The sequence below is a fragment of the Cytophagales bacterium genome (assembly GCA_033344775.1).
Taxonomy (GTDB): Bacteria; Bacteroidota; Bacteroidia; order Cytophagales; family Cyclobacteriaceae; genus JAWPMT01.
On sequence record JAWPMT010000005.1, the window covers coordinates 2,789,187 to 2,809,974 of the forward strand.

The 20,788-nt window shown below is 44.2% G+C and carries 18 protein-coding genes; 15 read left to right on the top strand and 3 right to left on the bottom strand.

Annotation, left to right across the window (positions count from 1 at the left end; all coding sequences use genetic code 11):
• Positions 1-29: 29 nt before the first annotated feature.
• From R8G66_29295 to R8G66_29345, 11 genes are all read left to right on the top strand, one after another.
• Positions 30-713: an ABC transporter ATP-binding protein gene (locus R8G66_29295; protein MDW3196507.1), complete on the top strand. Its 684-nt coding sequence runs from the start codon at positions 30-32 to the stop codon at positions 711-713.
• Positions 706-1,956: an ABC transporter permease gene (locus R8G66_29300; GenBank protein MDW3196508.1), complete on the top strand. Its 1,251-nt coding sequence runs from the start codon at positions 706-708 to the stop codon at positions 1,954-1,956. Before R8G66_29295 ends, R8G66_29300 begins: the two co-directional genes overlap by 8 nt.
• Position 1,957: 1 nt before the next feature.
• On the top strand, positions 1,958-3,220 hold the full coding sequence (locus tag R8G66_29305) for an ABC transporter permease (protein MDW3196509.1): 1,263 nt from the start codon (positions 1,958-1,960) through the stop codon (positions 3,218-3,220).
• A gap of 51 nt (positions 3,221-3,271) precedes the next feature.
• The gene (locus tag R8G66_29310) at positions 3,272-4,345 is read left to right on the top strand and encodes an efflux RND transporter periplasmic adaptor subunit (GenBank protein ID MDW3196510.1); all 1,074 of its coding nucleotides are present in this window, start codon (positions 3,272-3,274) and stop codon (positions 4,343-4,345) included.
• Positions 4,342-4,695 carry a hypothetical protein gene (locus R8G66_29315; GenBank protein ID MDW3196511.1) on the top strand — a complete coding sequence of 118 codons (354 nt, stop codon included), beginning with the start codon at positions 4,342-4,344 and terminating at the stop codon, positions 4,693-4,695. Before R8G66_29310 ends, R8G66_29315 begins: the two co-directional genes overlap by 4 nt.
• 174 nt (positions 4,696-4,869) lie before the next feature.
• On the top strand, positions 4,870-6,942 hold the full coding sequence (locus R8G66_29320; GenBank protein ID MDW3196512.1) for a T9SS type A sorting domain-containing protein: 2,073 nt from the start codon (positions 4,870-4,872) through the stop codon (positions 6,940-6,942).
• A gap of 82 nt (positions 6,943-7,024) precedes the next feature.
• The gene (locus tag R8G66_29325; protein ID MDW3196513.1) at positions 7,025-7,912 is read left to right on the top strand and encodes a bestrophin family ion channel; all 888 of its coding nucleotides are present in this window, start codon (positions 7,025-7,027) and stop codon (positions 7,910-7,912) included.
• A gap of 89 nt (positions 7,913-8,001) precedes the next feature.
• The gene (locus R8G66_29330; GenBank protein MDW3196514.1) at positions 8,002-8,907 is read left to right on the top strand and encodes a hypothetical protein; all 906 of its coding nucleotides are present in this window, start codon (positions 8,002-8,004) and stop codon (positions 8,905-8,907) included.
• A gap of 80 nt (positions 8,908-8,987) precedes the next feature.
• A complete protein-coding gene (locus tag R8G66_29335) occupies positions 8,988-11,981 on the top strand; it encodes an ATP-binding cassette domain-containing protein (protein ID MDW3196515.1) in 2,994 nt (997 codons plus the stop codon).
• Positions 11,978-12,496: a hypothetical protein gene (locus R8G66_29340; protein MDW3196516.1), complete on the top strand. Its 519-nt coding sequence runs from the start codon at positions 11,978-11,980 to the stop codon at positions 12,494-12,496. The genes R8G66_29335 and R8G66_29340 overlap by 4 nt, the downstream gene beginning before the upstream one ends.
• Positions 12,497-12,521: 25 nt before the next feature.
• On the top strand, positions 12,522-12,917 hold the full coding sequence (locus R8G66_29345) for a hypothetical protein (protein ID MDW3196517.1): 396 nt from the start codon (positions 12,522-12,524) through the stop codon (positions 12,915-12,917).
• Between the two features lie 373 nt (positions 12,918-13,290).
• On the opposite strand, the gene R8G66_29350 is transcribed toward R8G66_29345, so the two are convergent.
• Positions 13,291-14,241 carry a YafY family protein gene (locus R8G66_29350; GenBank protein ID MDW3196518.1) on the bottom strand — a complete coding sequence of 317 codons (951 nt, stop codon included), beginning with the start codon at positions 14,239-14,241 and terminating at the stop codon, positions 13,291-13,293.
• A gap of 90 nt (positions 14,242-14,331) precedes the next feature.
• On the opposite strand from R8G66_29350, the gene R8G66_29355 reads away from it, so the two are divergent.
• Both R8G66_29355 and R8G66_29360 read left to right on the top strand, forming a co-directional pair.
• Positions 14,332-14,829 (top strand): hypothetical protein, encoded by a 498-nt coding sequence (locus R8G66_29355; GenBank protein MDW3196519.1) that lies wholly within the window; start codon positions 14,332-14,334, stop codon positions 14,827-14,829.
• A 260-nt stretch (positions 14,830-15,089) separates the two neighbouring features.
• Complete coding sequence (locus tag R8G66_29360; protein ID MDW3196520.1) at positions 15,090-15,806, top strand: porin family protein; 717 nt, start codon at positions 15,090-15,092, stop codon at positions 15,804-15,806.
• A 117-nt stretch (positions 15,807-15,923) separates the two neighbouring features.
• Here the strand turns inward: R8G66_29360 and R8G66_29365 are convergent, their stop codons facing one another.
• A complete protein-coding gene (locus tag R8G66_29365) occupies positions 15,924-16,199 on the bottom strand; it encodes a hypothetical protein (protein MDW3196521.1) in 276 nt (91 codons plus the stop codon).
• Positions 16,196-16,951, bottom strand: coding sequence for a DUF3667 domain-containing protein (locus R8G66_29370; protein ID MDW3196522.1), 756 nt, complete (start codon positions 16,949-16,951; stop codon positions 16,196-16,198). Before R8G66_29370 ends, R8G66_29365 begins: the two co-directional genes overlap by 4 nt.
• 152 nt (positions 16,952-17,103) lie before the next feature.
• On the opposite strand from R8G66_29370, the gene R8G66_29375 reads away from it, so the two are divergent.
• Positions 17,104-18,765 (top strand): Ig-like domain-containing protein, encoded by a 1,662-nt coding sequence (locus R8G66_29375; protein ID MDW3196523.1) that lies wholly within the window; start codon positions 17,104-17,106, stop codon positions 18,763-18,765.
• A 240-nt stretch (positions 18,766-19,005) separates the two neighbouring features.
• Positions 19,006-20,763, top strand: coding sequence for a hypothetical protein (locus tag R8G66_29380; protein MDW3196524.1), 1,758 nt, complete (start codon positions 19,006-19,008; stop codon positions 20,761-20,763).
• Positions 20,764-20,788 lie beyond the last annotated feature (25 nt).

Here is a 20,788-nt window from a genome sequence, read left to right on the forward strand (position 1 = left end):
CGTATAACCTCTGGTAAACCTAACTGCCCATGTTGGAACTACAGCACATACAGAAGTCATATCAGGTCGGCAAACAGTCCCTGCACGTATTAAAAGGCATAGACCTAAGCGTCGAAGAAGGTGAACTGGTTTCGATCATGGGTTCCTCTGGTTCAGGTAAGTCCACCTTGCTCAATATCCTGGGTATTCTGGACAGCTATGATTCTGGTACCTATCAACTGAGTGGCAGGGAGATCAAAAACTTGTCCGAAGGCAAGGCAGCTACTTTGAGAAATGAACTGATCGGTTTTGTTTTCCAGTCTTTTAATTTACTGTCTTTTAAGAATGCCATCGAAAATGTGGCGCTTCCTCTTTATTACCAGAAGGTCAGCCGTAAGAAAAGAAATAAGACCGCCGAGAAATACCTCGAAATGGTGGGTTTGTCCGAATGGGTGGAGCACTCTCCTAATGAAATGTCGGGAGGTCAACGTCAACGAGTGGCCATTGCCCGAGCCCTGATCACGGACCCAAGTATCATTCTTGCTGATGAACCTACGGGGGCGTTGGATAGCCAGACATCCGATGAGGTGATGAACATCCTGAAAGAAGTGAATGGTACTGGCAAAACGATCCTGATCGTAACGCATGAGCAGGACATTGCAGAGCAAACCGAACGCCTGATCCGCATCAAAGACGGATTGGTCGAACATCATAATGCCATGGTCCATGTTTGATTTTGACAAATGGCAGGAAATCTTCGAAACGATCCGTAAGAACAAAGTACGGACGTTCGCTACAGCATTTGGGGTATTTTGGGGCATCCTGATGCTGATATTATTATTAGGTGCCGGACAAGGACTTCAGAATGGGGTGGAACGCAGCATGCTGCTGGATGCCACCAATAGCATTTGGGTCATTCCTACCAATACCTCCATCAGTTACCAGGGCATGCCTGCGGGTAGGCAGCATCCTTTTTCTGAATCTGATCTCGAGTCAGTGCAGGAAAACATCGATGGAATTGATTTGTTAAGTCCTGAAAACTGGCTGAAAGGCAACTATCAGGTTCGGTATAAAAATCGCAGTGGCGGATACGGTGTATTTGGCACGTATGCAGATTACTTTGGTATCAAGGTCACACAAAAAACCACGGAAGGCCGTACGCTGAATCCACTGGATGACAAGGAAAAAAGAAAGGTTTGCCTGATCGGAAGCCGGGTAGCAGAAGCTTTGTTCCCGGATGGATTAAGTCCTGTCGGAGAGCAGCTGGTGATCAAGGACATAGTATTCACTGTCGTGGGAGTGTTCAGTTTTGAATCTTCTAATGGCCAAGACCAGGCCCAGCGCATTTACATTCCGTTTCCCACCTTTCAGCAAGTATTCAATCCGCAGCGTCAAGTCAGTTTGTTTGCCGTTACCACCGCCGAAGGTAAGGAAGGCAAGCAATTGGAAGCTGATATTCTGAAACTGGTCAAGCAACGACAAAGCATACACCCGGATGATAATCAAGCCTATTTCGTGCACAATCAGGAAGACGAATACCAACAGGTACAGCAACTATTTCTGGGCATCAGGATCTTCATTTGGATCGTGGGATTTGGAACATTGACTGCTGGAATTGTAGGGGTTAGCAATATCATGATTATCGTGGTGAAGGAACGCACCAAAGAAATTGGGATCAGAAAAGCCATAGGCGCCAAACCCTGGTCCATTGTGAGTTTGATCTTGCAGGAATCTGTGTTCATTACTTCTGTGGCTGGATACATGGGATTGTTCCTGGGCGTATTGTTGCTCGAATCTGTGAATTACCTGCTGGAATCGATGGGTGCAGATATTGAGTTTTTCAATCGACCCGAAATTGATTTCCAGGCGGCCATCATTGCCTTGATCATCCTGGTGGTCTCTGGTGCGCTGGCTGGATTGGTCCCTGCCCTTCGAGCAGCACATGTAAAACCTATTGAAGCCTTAAACGCCGAATAACATGTTTGATCTTGACAAATGGACGGAAATATGGATCACCATGAAGAAGCACAAGCTTCGCACGGCCTTGACGGCTTTTGGGGTGTTCTGGGGGATTTTTATGCTGGTCATTTTATTAGGTGCAGGCAAAGGTCTGTACAATGGAGCCACTCAAAATTTTGACATTGCCAAGAATGCTGTTTTCGTCTGGACAGAACAAACCTCCATTCCTTATGCCGGTTTTCAAGCGGGTCGATCCATCGACCTGACCAATGACGATTACCTGGCTTTGCAACAGCTTCCTGAGGTAAAATCCATTGCCCCAAGAAATCGAGTCACCAGCCGATGGCAGGGTAGTACGCTGGCCATTGAGCGCGGGGACCGTTCAGTATCCTATCAGATCATGGCGGATTATCCCAACTTTTTGGACATCAAGCCTTACGTGATCAATGAAGGCCGTTTCATCAATCAGATTGACATTGAGCATCAAAGAAAGACCGTATGCATCGGTAGAAGGGTACGCGATGAATTGTTTGGACCGGAAGAGCAACCTCTGGGGGAATACATTCGAATCGGGAACATTCCTTTTCAAGTCGTGGGGGTTTTTGATACCCGCTTAACCGGGCAGGACGCAATCAATGATCTGCAGACGGTGCATGTTCCTCATACTACCGCTCAAAATGCCTTTAACATGCCCAATGAAGTGCATTGGTTTGGATTTGTTCCATCGGATGGGGTGAGTGCTTATGAAGCTGAAGAAGCCATCAAAAACCTATTTCGCCAACGACATAAAATCGCGCCCAATGATCGTCAGGCACTGGGTAGCTTCAATGTAGAAGAAAATTTCAAAGAGATACAGGGGGTTTTCACGGGTATTTCCGCGTTCAGCTGGCTAGTGGCCATCGGAACCATCATTGCAGGCATGGTGGGAGTAGGCAATATCATGCTGATCATTGTCAAAGAGCGCACCAAAGAGATCGGTATTCGAAAATCCCTGGGTGCCAAACCATGGTCCATCATCAACATGATCGTGCTGGAAGCGCTGGTAATCACCGGAATTTCAGGATATGTAGGACTGGTTTTAGGGGTAGGCATCATTGAAGGTATTGCTTATGCGATGGATCAATTTGGAATGGATAATCCATTTTTCAAACGTCCCGAAATCAATTTTGATGTGGCCTTTTTGGCCATCATGGTCTTACTACTTTCCGGTGTACTTGCGGGGTTATTTCCGGGCCTTAAAGCTGCAAAGGTCAGCCCGGTAGTAGCCCTCCGAGATGATTAAGAACAGAACCCTATAGTCAAAAACACGAACTCCAAGCAAAAACTAAAAGTCATGAAAAAGGCCCTTATCATTTTCTTCGTTTTGATCGCCGTTGCCGCCTTCGCCGGAACTGGTTATTTCTTGTATCAAAAGTCTGAGGAACCACCGATCGTTTATGAAACCGATGCTCCCTTCAAAACAGATATCGTCAAAAAGACGGTAGCTACAGGCTCGATTGTGCCCAGAAAGGAGATCGATCTCAAATCTCAGGTATCTGGCGTGGTACAGGAGCTTTATGTAGAAGAGGGCGAGAACGTCAATATTGGTGATTTGGTGGCCAAGATCAAGATTATTCCCAATGTGGTTGCCCTGAACAATGCGGAAACTCAGCTTGAGACTGCTCGCATCAATTATGAAAATGCTGAGCGGGAAATGAAGCGGCAAAAGGAGCTTTATGACGAGAAAGTGATCTCTCAGTTTGATTTCAATCAGTTTGAACTGGATTTCAGGTTGCGTCAACAAGAATTGCAGGCTGCAGAAAATAACCTGGAGTTGATTCGGGAAGGTTCTTCCAAAAGATCCGGGAACGTGTCTAACCTGGTCAGGGCGACGGCCAGTGGTATGGTACTGGACATTCCGGTCAAAGAAGGTTCTTTCATTATTGAATCCAATACCTTTAATGAAGGGACAACTATAGCCTCTGTGGCGGATATGAGTGAGATGATCTTTGAAGGACGCGTCGATGAATCGGAAGTAGGAAGAATTGGAGTGGGCATGGACCTGATCCTTTCTGTAGGAGCTATCGAATCAGAAAAGTTTGATGCACAATTGGAATTCATCTCGCCAAAAGGTACCGATGATGAAGGAGGGATCAAATTTGACATCCGGGCTGCAATCACCTTGAAAGAATCCACCTTCCTCCGAGCGGGATTCAGTGCTACAGCAGATATCGTATTGCAAAAGCGTGAAGAAGTGCTTGCCCTGAAAGAAAGCAATCTGTTGTTTGAAGATGAAAAGATTTTTGTAGAAGTCGAAACTGGCGAACAGCAATTTGAAAAACGAGAAATTGAAACCGGGTTGTCTGACGGCATCAATATCGAAGTGTTAGCGGGTCTTTCAGAAGAAGAAAAAGTCAAAAAACTATGAGGAGAATAAAGTCACTATTCATTTTGACGATGTTTGTCCTGCTTGTACAAGCTTGCTCATCAAGTCAAACCTATCTCGAATTGACCCCTGAACAAAGCATGCTGATCATCGGCAAGGGTCCCGGACAAGATGCTGCAATCAATCCTTATCAGGGAGAAAAAAGTGTCGCTTTGGTAAAAAACCTTGAAGGAGCCCGATTCAATGTAAGGATTCAACGGCAAGGAAGCATTATCGATCAGGTAGAAGTACGATTACGTGAAACAAAAGAATTCATCCTCGAAGCAGAAGATGAATTATACCTGGATACGGAAGTCAATGCAAAAGCAAAGGTGAGTTTCAAAAGGCTTTAGTCCAATACTCACCAGAACAAGTATGGAAACACAAACTCTTTCTTTGAGATGCACCTATCCAATGATGAAATAAGACCAGATTTCCTTAAATCGGCCATTTTTAAGTCCGAAGTTCCATCCACTTTTTCATAAAAAGGGTCCATCTTGCAGTGTACAACATGACAACACTTTAGGATGACTTTTTTACTGCTATTATTGTCTTACGTTTTTCAGTATCCGCAATCCAATTCGGCTAAGAGCCATGTTCCAAAACCTTCTTCTGAAAGGATAGAAGCTCACTTTGAGGCAAATAACATGTATGTTTATAATGGAACAGAAATCCTTCAGTTAAACACCGATGGTCCCGGCCTTGTCACCTCGTATGAAAATGGTGGAACGGACTGGATTTTTGCTGCCACCGAGGGAGGACAATTGGTTAGTGCAAAAAGAAGGGATTCCACCTTCTACGTACTACAAGAAGGCGGAACGCCAACGCACATTGCCATTCAAAGCAACATCAGTGAACATGAGATAATTGATATTACCTCGTCTGAAAATAAAATTGAATTATTAACTCAAGTCAATTTCTCCTCTTTATATCAGGTCACATACGACCTTAATTCGGATGAAATGACCACTGAATTTGTGGAAAGCGTGAGCAATGGTTGGAGTGGAGCCTATATGAATAACAATCGCATTCGAACGCCCTTCTCGAATGATATACTGAATACGGTGCATTTTTCTACTTTAGATGGTGGTCATCGCACGTTTGCCTATACTGAGTCGGATAATTCCTGGTCGTCGCGTACCATCGCCGATGAAGAAGTAGCTGATCTGGCGTTTGATGCTTACGGAGAAGTCTATGGCATGGTGAATGGGTCACTGCATCATATTGACCTGGATTCTGCTCTTATTGTACCTTATTCTTTGAATCATACGAATAACCTAACAGGTGTTTTCAGCCACATCAACGAGCCTCTGTCGTATGGCCTTGGGCCTAAAAGTCAGGCTTTTTACAAACAAGCAGGAGAAGAATACTTTGGTCATGTGAAAATTACCAATAGGTTTGAATCGGACCTTGAGATCTTGTCAGTAAATGCGGGTGACGACTTTCTTCAGATATCCCCCTTGCAAACCAACCTGATCGCTCCTGGCGAATCCATTTACCTGTCTTTTGAAGTCATTGGTGAGGCGTTGATGGAAATAAAGACCCAGATCAATTTTCAATTTCAGACAGGAGAAATGAACTGGTCCGATAGTGTCTTCGTCGAGGGTGTAGTCTACGAACCCGCGGGGCTTTCAGATACAGATCTATTCTTTTATGATACCGAAGCATCGAGATTTGTTGATCAAAATGATTCAATCCTTTCCTTCCCCAGAGAAATATCCATCGCTTCTGCCAATTCAAAAGGCGTGATCTATGCAATTGCAGGAAATAGAATGTATGAACTTGATCCGGTCACAAAATACATGAAGCCTATCCGAAAGCTATTCACGCCAAGTGACATCTCCATTAGCAGTTTCAATGACATGGCGTTTGATGGCGAGGATACCTACTATTTATATTCGAGTTCCGGTGGGTTTCGAAGTGAGGGTTCTAGTTCCGTAAGTCGGTATAACCTCCAGGGGGAACGTCTGCAAGTTTTGATAAGAGATGCTTATGTGGGAGGTATTGCCTATTCCATCACACGCAAAAGTTTTTATTTTTTGACCCGAAGTTCAGGTAGGAGTTATTTCAATCTCCATCAAAATCATACCGGGTTGGGAAGGACGATCATTAAGCAACATTTACATCCCGTGCTGAGTACCATCAAAGATATTTTCTTCGATGCTCAGGATGACCTGTATATGATCTGTGCTAACAATGAGATGAGTATCCTTTGCAAAGTAGACCTTGAGATGGGCACTCAGGAAGTGGTAGATACACTTGCTGCTGGTGTCGATTTTGGTATCTCCAGACTGTCTAACCTGCCCTTGAAAACAGATTTGGTTTTTCAGACAAATGTCATCCTCGATGTAGAAGCGGAAAAAAGTTCAGAACTAAAGATATTCCCAAATCCTGTTTCAAATCTGTTTCAGATTGCGAGTGATCAACGTATTTCAACCTTGAGGCTTGTAAACTTGTCTGGTCAGGAATTTGAGCTTGAGACCATTCCGTCAGGAAATGATCGCTATTACAGACCAATGAATGCAGCACCTGGCGTCTATTTGTTACAGATGCTACTCAAAGAAGGAGAGGTCATTACTCGCAAGCTGCTGATCCAGTAGCAATCGTAGATTTCCTCTGCCATATGATAGCATTACTACACCAGTCAGGAATTTAGACTATATTGGGCTCTACTTTTTCGCAATGATCCAGTACAATCCAAAATCCTGGTTTTCGCTCATTTTTGACGTTTACAGTCGGTATGTAATCCGTGCCTTGTTGCCGTTATTGCTATTTCTGGGAATATTCACGGCATTTCTTTGTTTCATCGTCATCGATGTATTTGAGTGGCATTACTCAGGGACCATCGCTTTTCATTCCATTTTGGGGGTGATTTTAGGTTTGTTTCTGGTACTGCGAACCAATACAGCCTATGACCGCTGGTGGGAAGGCCGTAAACTTTGGGGCCGATTGGTAAACGATACCCGGATGTTGGCGGTCAAATTCAACAATTTTATTCCGCCGGAGCGCAAAGAAGATCGGCAGTTTTTCAAAAAAATGATCCCGAACATCACTTTCGCCATGAAAGAACACCTGCGAAGTAGCATTCGCATTGGTGAGCTGGACATGATTGACGAGGAGATGAAGGAAGACCTGATCAAAAGCAAACATCGCCCAAACACCATCACAAACATGATGTATCGTCGGGTAGAGAAATTGCGAAGAGAGGGCGTGATCGACGGGGATCAGCTGATTGTTTTAGATAAAGAATTAAAGGGGTTCTTGGACATCATTGGGGCTTGTGAGCGGATCAAGAGCACACCGATCCCCTATTCTTACAGCATGTTCATCAAGAAATTCCTCTTCATTTATTCAGTTACGTTGCCCGTTAGCTTCATCTGGGAAGTACATTACTGGAGTGTTCCCCTGGTCATGCTGGCGTTTTATTTCTTATTAAGTGTCGAGCTGATCGCTGAAGAAATCGAGGATCCGTTCGGTGAAGACGTGAATGACCTTCCCCTCAACGAACTGTGTGTCAAGATCAAAAGAAATGTCGCTGAGATAATTGATTACGGCGAAAAATTCGATTGATTGACTCGAAAGATTTTAATTAAACCTCAAGGCTTACTAATTTACCCCGATATTTCGAAGATTTGACTAACCTCAAAAAAACCATATTTATGAAATCCGTTTCATCAAAGTTGTTTAATGCGTTGGTTCTTGCGGCCATTACCACCCTGCTATGGGCTTGTGGCGGAGGGTCATCCAATACCGAGCAGTCCAATGCAAGTGATGAGTTTGCTGCGGCACAAAAAGAGATCGCCAGCGACATTGACGCTTACATCAAAGATCTTCCACCACCATCAGAAGTGCCCTTTTTATTGATGGCGACTGGTAGTGATTTCAATACTGCGCTCATCAACTCTCTGGACAATTCTGATCGTTACACGACTAATTCCGACAAAGCGGCACTCAACCTTGGTGTGTATGCGACCGATATCGGATACCTTTCTTCTTATGACCAAACGGACGCAGTTTATGAGTCTGTGCAGGTTTGCCAGCAATTGGCTGAAGCGATCGGTGTGGCTTCTGCCATCGATATCGACCTGTTGTCCAGATTCGAGGAGAACGTTGGGAATAGAGATTCTTTGGCGATCCTGATCGACGAAGTGATGGCGGTAACCAAAGATCGTTTACAGACTTTGGATCGAATCAACCTGGCTGCCGTAGCGCTTTCCGGATCATTTGTCGAAGGACTTTACATCACCATGGGCGTGATCGACAGCAACCCGGACGATCTTCCTGAAAACTTAAGAAACAAGCTATTGCAACCTCTGGTAGAGATTGTGATCAAGCAAAAGAAGACATTAGACGATTTGATCAAGGTGATCGGTGAAGTGCCACAAACAGAGGCATTGGGAACCATGACTACTGAGTTGAACAAATTGAAGACCATCTACGAAGAAGATCTCGGAGACATTGAGGAAAAAATTGCCAACAATGACGGATCGCTGCAGCTCAACAAAGAACTGTTGACCAGACTTTCTGCTGAGGTAAAAAGAATCAGAGCGTCTATCGTAGAGTAAGACATCACCAACCCAACCAAAAAGCATTGGCGCGTTCAATGCTTTTTTTGTTTAAACACACCGCTAAAACCTAACTTGCCATGAGTGACAACTTGTTAAAAACCATTCTCCGATTACTGGAGATTGTTGCCAGGGAGGATGATGTGACTTCTTCGGAAAGGGAGGCTGTTCAGGGCTTTCTGGAAGAGAATGTCAGCAAGGAAGAGACACTTAAGTACATGGAGTTCTTCGACAAACTATTGGAAGGACCTCATGAACAAGACCAACGTGATGAGACCAAAGAAATCATCAAACTCAGTTATCAGGTCAACAAAGAATTGAAGCAAGAACAAAAGTTGGTTGTGATGCTTCGGCTGTTGGAACTGATCATTGCCGATGGTAAAGTGAGTGAGCGTGAAAAGGAGCTCCTTTATTTGATTGGAAACAGCATGAATTTCGCCACGAAAGTGCTGGACCACCTGAAATCATTTGTCACAACCGATGAGCCTGAAAAGTACGCCGCGAAGAGCGTATTAGTCGTAAGTGCGGAGGAAACCGAATTAAAAGCGCATCACATTCAGGTGGCAAGACTGAACGGGTTCCTGGCCTTTTTCAATGTGCCCGGAATCGACATCTATTTCGTCAAATACAAAGGAGATGATGGCCTCTCTCTGAACGGCCAGGGCCTACGCCCCGGATCAGTTAAAGTATTCTCCAACGGTAGCTCCATTCGTGGACGTAATGTATCGATTACGCCGATCTATTTTAGCGACGTAATCAGTGGCTTTCATGAATCCGGTCAGCAGCACAAATTGTCGTTTGTGGCTGATCATGTGGATTATAAATTTTCGAATGGTAACAAGGGGCTAACAGACTTCAACCTCGCCGAACAAAATGGTAAGCTCATTGGGATCATGGGTGGTAGTGGATCCGGTAAATCCACGTTGCTTAATGTGCTGAATGGCAACGAATCTCCTTCGGCAGGATCTGTCAGGATCAATGGCATTGACATTCATAAAGATGCTAAAAGTGCGGAAGGGATCATTGGTTATGTGCCACAGGATGACTTACTGATTGAAGAGCTTACCGTACATCAGAACCTGTTCTTTGCCGCGAAGTTGTGTTTTTCGCAATCTTCAGAAGAAGAATTGAACCAGTTAGTCAATAAAGTGCTGACCTCTCTCGGCCTAAAAGATACCAGTGATTTAAAAGTGGGCAACCCGCTGCAAAAAACGATCAGTGGCGGGCAGCGCAAACGCCTTAATATTGGCCTTGAATTGCTTCGAGAGCCATCGGTGCTGTTTGTCGATGAACCAACCAGTGGTTTATCATCCAGGGATTCGGAAAACATCATGGACCTTTTGAAGGAGCTTTCCCTCAAAGGCAAAATGATCTTTGTGGTGATTCACCAGCCTTCATCGGACATCTTCAAGATGTTTGATAAACTCGTTATTCTTGACGTAGGTGGTTTTCAGATATACTATGGAAATCCAGTAGACGGTGTGACTTACTTTAAGACCATTGTTGATCACATCGACAAGGATCAGGCGGCCTGTATCAACTGTGGAAATGTGAATCCGGAGCAGATATTCAACATCATCGAGACCAAAGTGGTGGATGAATATGGTCGGTTCACGCAAGTGAGAAAAATTTCACCCGCTCAATGGCACGAATTCTTCAAAGAGAAGCACCAGTTTGCCGAAGCGGAAGACATCAATGAAGCCCCTCCGAAATCGCTATCGGTACCCAGTCGATTCAAGCAATTAGGCGTATTCATTAAACGAGACATTTTATCCAAATTGAGCAACCGGCAGTATTTGTTCATCAATATGCTGGAAGCTCCAGTTTTAGCATTGCTACTGGCGTATATCGTACGTTATAGTCCAGTTGGATCGGAGTATACTTTCAACGATAACCTGAACATCCCAGTCTTCTTTTTCATCAGCATCATTGTGGCCTTGTTCATGGGGCTCACGATCAGTGCAGAAGAAATCATCAAAGACCGACTGATCCTGAAGCGGGAATCATTCCTGAACCTCAGCCGGATGAGTTACCTCAGCTCCAAAGTGAGTATTCTGTTTTTTGTGTCGGCGGTTCAGACATTGCTCTTTACTGTCCTGGGTGTTTGGATACTCGAAATTCAGGGGATGACCTTCAACTACTGGATGATCCTCTTTTCTGTTTCATGCTTTGCCAATATGCTGGGCCTGAACATCAGTGCCAGTTTCAATTCTGTGGTGACGATCTACATTTTGATCCCGTTACTGATCATTCCACAGCTGATGTTGAGTGGTGTGGTGGTCAATTTTGATAAACTTAATGCTACCCTCACTACGGAAGACAAAGTGCCGATCATTGGAGAGGTGATGGCTTCCCGATGGGCTTATGAAGCATTGGCGGTTGCACAGTTCAAAGAGAACAGTTATAACCAGTCGTTGTACGATTACAATCGACGTTCGGCACAGGCAGAATATAAAAGCATTTATTACATTCCTGAATTGGAGAAAATCGCGGAAAAAGCGCTTTCCTCTGATACTCCCGAAACCAGTCTTGCCTTACTGAACACTGAGATTGGAAAGGAATTACAAGTAGTTGGCGCCAATGCTTTCGATCTGAACCGACTTAAGGCTGGACAGTATAATGAAGCGGTTCACAAAGACTTAAAGGAATTCCTTGATGCTTTAAGGAAGTTCTATAATAACCGACGAAACAAAGCCAGCGACGAGAAAGAAAAGTTCCTAACGGCTGCTACAGATACGGAAAAGAAAAAAAACGCTTTTATCAATTTGCGAAATGCACATGAAAATGAGCGAATTGCTTACATGTTGAAGAATACCTCCGTGGAACATCGGGTGGTCCGTTCCGGAGATGAACTGGTCCAAAAGATCTACCCCATTTACGCGCAAAAAACGAATCCAAAGCATCCTTTCGATTTCAGGGCCAACTTTTACTTTCCTGAGAAGCATTTTCTGGGGATGCAAATCCCTACGAAAACATTCAACTTGTTAGTGATTTGGTTCATGACAGTGACTTTATTCGTCACATTGTATTTTAACGTTTTGAGAAAATTGATCACAAAGGGAAGTAGAAGATGAGAGGTAAAGTAATCCTTGCTGTGGTGATACTGGCCGGCCTAGGCCTTGGAGGTTGGGGCGGTTATTGGCTGTATGGTGAGCACAAAAAGAAGAAAGCGTGGGAAGAAGGAACCCGACCATTCAATACGCTGACCAAGATCCGGGCAGCCATGAATCCGGTGACCGGAGATCCTACTGATTTCAACAAGAAAACCATGGTCATGTTGTTCAACAGCGAGTGTGATCATTGCCAGGCAGAAATGGATATCCTTTCCAAAAACCTGGACGCACTGAAGGACATCCAGTTGTGGTTCATCTCTTTCGAGGAAGAGAACCAGGCACTGAATTTCCTGCTACGCAAAAAGATGTTGAACCACCCGGACATGCAGCTGTTCATCACTTATCCCGAAGATGCGAAGGCTCTTTTTGGAGCGTTGTGGCTGCCACAAACCTTTTTGTACGAAGACAATCAATTGAAAGAAGGTTTTCTAGGACCCATCAAATTTGAGGAGCAAATTGTTCCGTTTTTGGATTAATTTCAATCAATTAATTCCCGTTTGCATGCCGACTCTCCTTAAAATTTTTGCCTTTATTCTCGGTTTGTGTGGGCTGATCATGCTCTTTGGAACCTTGGGAAATATCGAGATGATCCAGGAGGAATTAGTGGGGTGGCTCATGTTAGTTTTCCTGGCGAATGTGCTTCCTATTGGGGCCAGTATCTTCCTGTACAGGAAAGGTATAAAAATGGAGAAAGACCTAAACTATCGAAAGTATGAGGCTATGGTTTTAGATCTTGTCCAAGAAAAGGGAGGAACCCTGACCATTGCCGATGTTACGGTAAACACTTCCATGACCTACAAGGAAGCGGATTCTTTTCTGAAAGAGATGTATGTCCATGGCGTGCTGGGAATGGATACCAATGGCGAAGGCCAGATCGAGTATTTCTTAAATGCTTGAAGGCATTTCAAAGGCCGAATAAGATTCGGTCGCAAAACATTTGCAACCAAACAAGAAGTGTCGTTTCAATCAAGTGTTAAAACTTTTTTTCTCAAAATCTCCCTTCACCCTCTTTAAGAAGAGAGTTAAAGGTGTTTTAACACTTGATCTATCAAACTTTAGAAGTTATTCCGCCTATTTATTATTCCTTTCAGTACATAGAGTTGAATACACCCACAAGCGTAAAGGAATTTACTCGGGTTATGTGGGAATCGGTATTTCAGATTCCCCTACAATCAATGAATTTCTTTTAGAATCATGTGACATGAATGATTCCTGCCTCGTCCGGCAGGCGGGCGTGGAATGACGAAATCCCTTTGAAATCGTGAAATTGCTATTCATGATGCTTACTAAGCTCAACCACAAAGCCCCGCACCAAATCTTTTAACTCCTGAGGTTCGATGATTTTCACCATGGTACCATAAGAGAGTAACCACCGTCCCAAAAAGTGATAGCTAGGCGTAGAGAAATGCATCTCCATGCCACCATCCGCTTCCTCTTGTTTCACAAATCCATGCCAGAATTTTTGCTCTCCTAGAAAATTGGCGACCTCATTACTGAACCAAATGACTGCTTCTTTGGCATCCGCACCGTGCATGGACCGGCCCAGGAATTCCTGATGTTCGGGATGCTGAGATCGGTCATAGCTGTGGTCGGTCACCTTCAACTTCTGGATGCGGTCCGTACGAAAATCTCGTAGCTCTTGTCGTAATTGACAATAGGCAATCAAATGCCAGTGATTGGTGTAATAAACCAGAGAAAGTGGCTCAACTTCTCTTTCGGTAAATTCTTGCTTACTATTGGCCCAATAGCCAAAATGAAGGGTCCGACTGGAGCTTAACGCAAACTGGATGTCGCTGAGGAATTGGTTGTCCATATTTTCTTGTGATACGGAAGGTGGCGGGATGACTTCAATATGATTTTCCAGGCTTTCGAGGAAATCCCGGTCCTGGGTTCTGAGGACGGCTTTTACCTTACTCAAAGCATCTTCCAAATGATCATTGACCTTAGAATCTGCTTGCTTCTCGATGAATTTGGAGCCTAAGAGTAACGCAGCGGCCTCCTCTTTGTTGAAAACGACGGGAGGCAAGTGGTAGCCTTCGGCAATAAAATAGCCTTCACCCGCGTCACCGCCAATCGGGATGCCAATCTCCAACAAAGCACGAATATCCCGAAACAGCGATCGCCGACTCAGGTCAAAACGTTCTTCTAAATGGTCCATCGTCACCTTTCGCCTGGTTTGGAGCTGTACGAGGATAGCAGTAAGGCGGTCGATTCGATTCATGCAGGCAAATTCTTCCCATAAAGTTGGCAAAAGATTAGCTTTGAAAAGCACACTTCAAATACTTTCGTTAAAACACAATTTGTCAAAACAATGAGAAACAGTCTGATCATTTTGTTGTGTCTGATCACTTCTGTTGCCAGTGCACAAAAAATCCGTATCACCAGCCGCAAATCAGGGGCTGAGATTACGGTTTTTCCCCAAAAAGTAAAGGCCGTCGTAAACAAGGACGGGGAGTTTTTTGAAGGAAGAGTCCGCCCCTTACCAGAGTACCTTATGATCGGTGATCATAGTGTTCCTTATAGTCAAATTGGCTTTCTGGAGGTGAAAAAACTCAACGGCAGGTCCTTTATCAGCAAACCACTTAAATGGCTTGGAGGAGCATTGGGTATCATTGGTGTTGCAGTAACATCTGTTGCTGTTGAAGGTGATGAATCCATAGGTCAAGTAGGGGCTGGGGTATTGATGATGGGGGTTGGCACCCTGCTACTGACTTTAGGAGAAAAAACGAAACCTAGCAAAAACAGTAAGATCACTACCCTTCACACCAAGGAATGGGAGTTTTCCTACCTACCCAATTCTGAACTGTGATAACAGGATTCGGAATCAAAGAAACCAAAAGGCAGACCGGGTTACGCTTAATGCTTGCTACAGAAGAAACAAATGCATTCATCATTCGATAATAAATCCTGAGTATTAGATATTCTCGATACCAGTGAACGCCCTTTTGTGCTTCGTCCTACAACGAAATTCAAATTTTCTGTAACTTCAGCGACGAAATGTGGCCAATCGAACTCAGACAATTCATTTGACTTAATTTCGTTTGCCATAAGTAGAAACACTGCTGCCGTATGAACTACGTAAAAAACTGGAAGCGCATCCTGATTTTGTGCCTTATGATTATCACCTTCCAATCGGTGATGGCCCAGGAAATTTTTTTAGGTGCCAAGCTTGGAGGCAATCTGATGGGCCTCAAAAACACAGACTTTGATGAAGCAACCGGCATTACCTCTTTTGGAGGTCACGGAGGGCTTTTCATGGAACTACGATTCAAAGGGAACATGGCAGCCCTGCAAGCGGACTTGTTGTACAATTACGACCAGTTTGAAGGGGTGCTCAATACCTTCGACACCAAGCTTACTTATGGTCGACTGGCACTACCAGTTGTTTTCAAAATCTACCCTGCTGGCAATGGATTCAACATTCAGGTCGGAGGACAAGTGGCCTATTTACTGCACGGACAATCGCAGCAAACCGATGGGGTGAACTTCGATGACAAATTCAATATCACCAATACCACCACTACACCAGACGGATCGCTGATTGCGGGATTGGGTTTTGATATGGACCGACTGACGCTATCTGCACGGTATATTTTCGGTGCAACAGACTTCCCAAACACGGAGGAACTCATGAGTGGTCCCCAGGTAAGTGTGGGATTTGTTGCATTCCGTGGTAGCCAACTCGGGATTGGCACACCAAAAGTGAAAAGCAAGAAATTCAACGCACCGAAAAAGAAAAAGATCGGCAAAAAGAAAACTGCAAAGACGACCAGAAAGAAGAGGTAGTTTCCTCGTCGGAGGGATTATCAAATTGACTACTGTAGCTTTCGCTTCATTTGATCTCTCTCCAATTGCTGCTTGACCCACTGAATTTGCTGAAGGGTTTTCGTTCCGACAAAAGCATCAGCAACCGACCTTTGAACTTTCTATCAGACAATTCTCTGCAAAATCCTCCATGACCTGAAACGACTGATGTGAGGGCATCTTCTCTATTTCAATGTAATTTGAAAAGTCATTATCTACCTTATCGACCACTTCTTGAAATAATTCTACATCGACATATGGGCTGTTGGGATCCGGAAAGCACTCTAATTCCCCAGATTGATTATGAACGTAACAAAGATTCCCGCACAGCAATTCTTCTGAAATTTCTTTTACCTGTTGATCACTTAGCTTCATAAAATTGAACTTAATGTGCCTATAGCAAAAACCAGCCCCGTGAAGAAAGTTGCCAGCACCAGATAAAGCATATACGTAAAGAATGTTCTCACCAAAATCCCTATTCGACTTGCCGCAGTAAAGAATTGCCAGAAAACCCAGGTGGCATAACCAATCGAGACTGTAAGTCCGATAATTTCAAGGAGATCGCTCTTTCCTATGATTCCTGACAAAATGGCAAATACGACGGAGATTAATGCCTGATGGCCCGTGACGTAGGCATTGAGCACGACATGCTCAAGGTAATTACGCCTGAATTTTCGAAAAGCGAGGTGTGACGCCAGTGAGAAAATAGGTAACAGCAAAAGGACGGTATATCCGTAATTGGCGACAAACCAATCCAGCATTTCTACTCCTTTTCCGTCGATTCCCTCATCAGTAGCGCCGTTTGACCATCCGGTAGCAAAAGCATTGATGAATGTCTCCCCACCGAATAGTCGGGAAATCAGAAAGTAGATCGTGGATAGGGTAAAAGCGTAGGCAATGGGCTTAAAGAAGGGCTTTCTTTTTCCTTCCAGGTAATTGAAAATGCTTTGTCCTGGGCGGAGAAACATTTCCCGCATCGTAAAAAGCAATCCTTTATTGATCTGAAAGACACTACCCGAAACTTCCTTTATGAAATTCTTAGCGTTCAGTTTTTCAACCGTAGCCCTTTGGCCACAATTAGGGCAAAAGTTCCCTTTAAAAGTCTCACCACAGTTCTTGCATTCCATTGGGATGTAAATCTAATAAGGTGATCGCTTTACCGTGAATGGTCCTTATGACACGATTAAAATTACTTACCTTTGCCTCACGCCATTTCACCCATGGCATAAGCCAATTCCTGCAAGCACTTTATCGCCTTTGATGTTCAAATGACATCATCATGGGAATTGATCAATATACTATCACTACTTTTCGTTCGATTAACCAACGGTTCCTGATTTGGGTCGTAATTAGTGTGTTGCTATGTTTTCCCGTGAGTGCTCAGTACTCTGAATTGTGGGGATATGGCTTTAAAGGCGGGTTGCACGACCTGGGGTTCGTTTATAAAACCAACAACCACGGTGGTCAGCTTCAGATTGTTCACCATTTCTCAGGAGAGGAAGGCGGGCAGTATCCAAATGGCGACTTGGTACAAGGACCGGATGGACTGATTTATGGCACCGCAAGTGGAGGGAGCTACGGACTAGGGATGATATTCCGCATCAATCCCCATGATAGTGAACTGGAAATTGTCTACCACTTTGATGAAGAACATCCATCCGGGTCCATGATTCTGGCCTCAGATGGTAAACTATACGGGTATACTTCAGGCATAGGAGAAATCTATGCCTTTGATCTGGAGGCAGAAATGTATGAAGTCATCCATGCTTTTAATATTACAGATGGGAAAGTAGGTGTCACTGCCACAAAGATGATTGAAGTCACATCTAATGTCCTTTATGGGGTCACCGTACTTGGAGGCGTAGAAAACGGCGGCTTGATCTTCCGATACGACATCAATGAAGCTAAATACGAAATCGTCTATGAATTTGACGGACAGCATGGGTCTAAACCTGGGAACATCGAACTATTCTCGGATGGGAAGCTTTATGGAATTGCCGATGGAGGTCGTGAATTTGATAAAAGACTCATTTTTCAATTTGATCCCGAAACCGGAACGGTCCGCACGATACATGAGTTTGGAGCCACTTATCATTTGGTGCTCAGTGCCTTACTTGAAGCAAGTAATGGAAAGTTTTATGGGGTGGCGACCATCGGCGGTTTTGATGCCCATGGTGCCATTTGGGAGTACGACCCTGCTACTGACGAAGCAGTTTTTATCAAAGAGTTCACCTTTGCAAGTGGGATACACATTCCAGATGCTCCTTTGATGGAAGCATTCGACAACAACATTTACGGCACCACACGATACGGCGGCACCAGTCCAGGACTTGGCACCATTTTTCAGTATAATCCGGAAGAAGAGACCTTCAATTACGTATCCAATCTGGGAGGAGGCTTCCCAACGGGTAATGCCTTGCTGGAAGTCGGTGAACGAACGGTCGATGAAATCACCTTACACGCTGAAAGAAACTATTTGGAAGTAGGTGAGCAAATGCAACTCTCCGCCTATTTATTACCAGAAGACACACAGGGGCAGGCAGTTGTTTGGTCCGTTGATGATCCCATCATCGCAACGGTATCTAAAGCAGGTGTACTGACAGCCATCAGACAGGGATCTGTGCAGGTCACTGCAACCGCCAACTTTGGTTTAGGTGTAGCTGATTCCAAATCTGTCAGTGTTTTCAACGTGGGTCAGGTGTTGGGCGTAGAAGCGAACGACCCGATTAATGTATTTCCAAACCCTATTTCGGATGGTAAACTATGGATCAAAGGTTTGACCCAACCCGCAACATATAAGGTGACAGACCTTGCGGGAAAAGTAGTAGCCAAGGGAATCGTATACACTGAAGAATTACCAATTTCACTGGTTTCAGGTATTTACACTATCCAAGTTCTAACGAAAGAAACCATCTTCAAACGAAGGGTCTTGGTGAGATAAGTCCCAAACAAAAGAGAAAAGTCTTAGGGATCACTTTTAAAAAAAAATCAAAAACTTTTCTACTACGCAAAAACACTGCGCACTTGGTGTTTTTCTTTGGCTTGTTATTAGATCCTGGCAAAAGGGAGTTCCTATAAAATCTGGAAAATTTACTCCTCGCCGGACATTTCAAATAGGTAAAGGGAGTTCCTATATCTCCATTTAAGAATTACTCCTCACTTGTTAGAAAACACAAATACGATGAAAACACTACAATTATTCAATGCCGTTGTTGCCCGGGAATCAAACGAGCGGGCTTTCGTTTCTGAAAAAGGATATGTGATCGATTCAGGGGCATTATGGGCAAAAAATGACATCCTACAATTCCTAAAAAAAGAAAATCTGGACGGATACGGACTCAACAAAACATTTCATAAGTCCTGGAAAACGATACTGAACAGCTCTCGTGAGAAACTGTGGATGGAACAGGTCCGACATTATATCTCAACTTACGGCAGCGACTTTCAGGACACGATCTACATCCCCAATGACGTGTTGGATGTGCCTGATGTGAAACTTGCCTTCAAATTCATCAAGGCCTATTCCGAAGAGCAGATGATCTCTAAGTGTCTGCAATTATTGCAATCAGGGATTGCATTGAAAGAAGAGACCATCGATGACTTGTTATCTGTGTTGGTGGATGAATTGCGCTATGAGTTCGACGGCTCTGAAAACATCCGTAACAAAGAAGCGATTGTCAAAATCGCGGACATGTACTGCGTATTGCCTTCCGATACCATGGAGTTTTTCCGATACATCATTTACCGCGCTACGGGGGATTCGCTACTGATCAAAAGCAATGAAGTCATCAATGAGATTTCCCGTTCCAAATACAATCCGACCGTACAATTTGAGCAGTTTGGTTTGGAGAAAGTTGCGGAGATCTTTAACCGATTCAAGCCTTTATTCCTGGCATTTAAAAACAAGTGTCCAAAGACCATCAATAAGCTCGCCAAGTTGTCAAAAACGCATCATCAACCTATGGTGCAAAACCCGCTCAATTTGGTGTCCAGCGTGGTGCTGACTGAAAGCGAACAACATTGGTTGGACCGGGCAACACCATTCGCCTTGTTCAAAGCGTTATCGGCTTGTCACAACAGAATGGCTGGGCAGTATGCTTTCAACTATCGTGTGAGAAATGGTAAATCCTTTGTGAAAACAGGAAAGGTTTCAGGAGCCGTTTGGCCCAACTATGAATTCCTTTTCAACTACATGAAAGGGCGGTTTGAACTCACTGGGAAGACCTTCTTTTTGCCAGAAGATGTGGAGTTTGCCTTGCCTACCTCCGAAAAAATGTATGTCGGCAACGTACCAACAGGCAGCAAGTTCTATGGCCGGGCTTTGGCCGTAGGTGTCTACTGGGAAAATCAGTGGGGTGCTCGTGACTTGGACCTCTCAGGCTTAAACATTGGCGGTAAAATTGGATGGAATGCTCAGTACAAAATGGGAAAGGGAGAACTGTTGTATTCCGGTGACATGACCAATGCATCTAATGGTGCTGTTGAATACCTCTATGCTCAGGATGGGTTGCATATGCCCACACTAGTCCAAAACAATGTGTATTCAGGTACTGGCAATTGTGAATACAAAATCATAGTAGGCCGAGGAGATCAGGTGGACTATAACTACATGATGAACCCGAACAATTTGTTTTTAGAAACCAAGTGTCAATCCGTACAGCGACAGACCATCCTGGGTATGATGATCCCTGAAAAGGATCAACAGTGCTTTGTCCTGTTAAACATGGGTGCGGGGGAAACTCGTGTTTCCGGAAATTCTGAAGTGTCCTTAAAGGCTATCAAGGCGCTGTATCAGCAATGGAGCAATCCTTTGTCTTTTCGTGAACTAGTGATCGAATTGGGTGGTGAGATCGTTATGAATCGCTCTCAGGCTGATTATGACTTTTCTTTGGATCAGTTGCAGAAGGACAGCTTCACGAAGGTGTTTGAGGGTAATTGAAATCTAACATCTCTTTTTTTGAGAG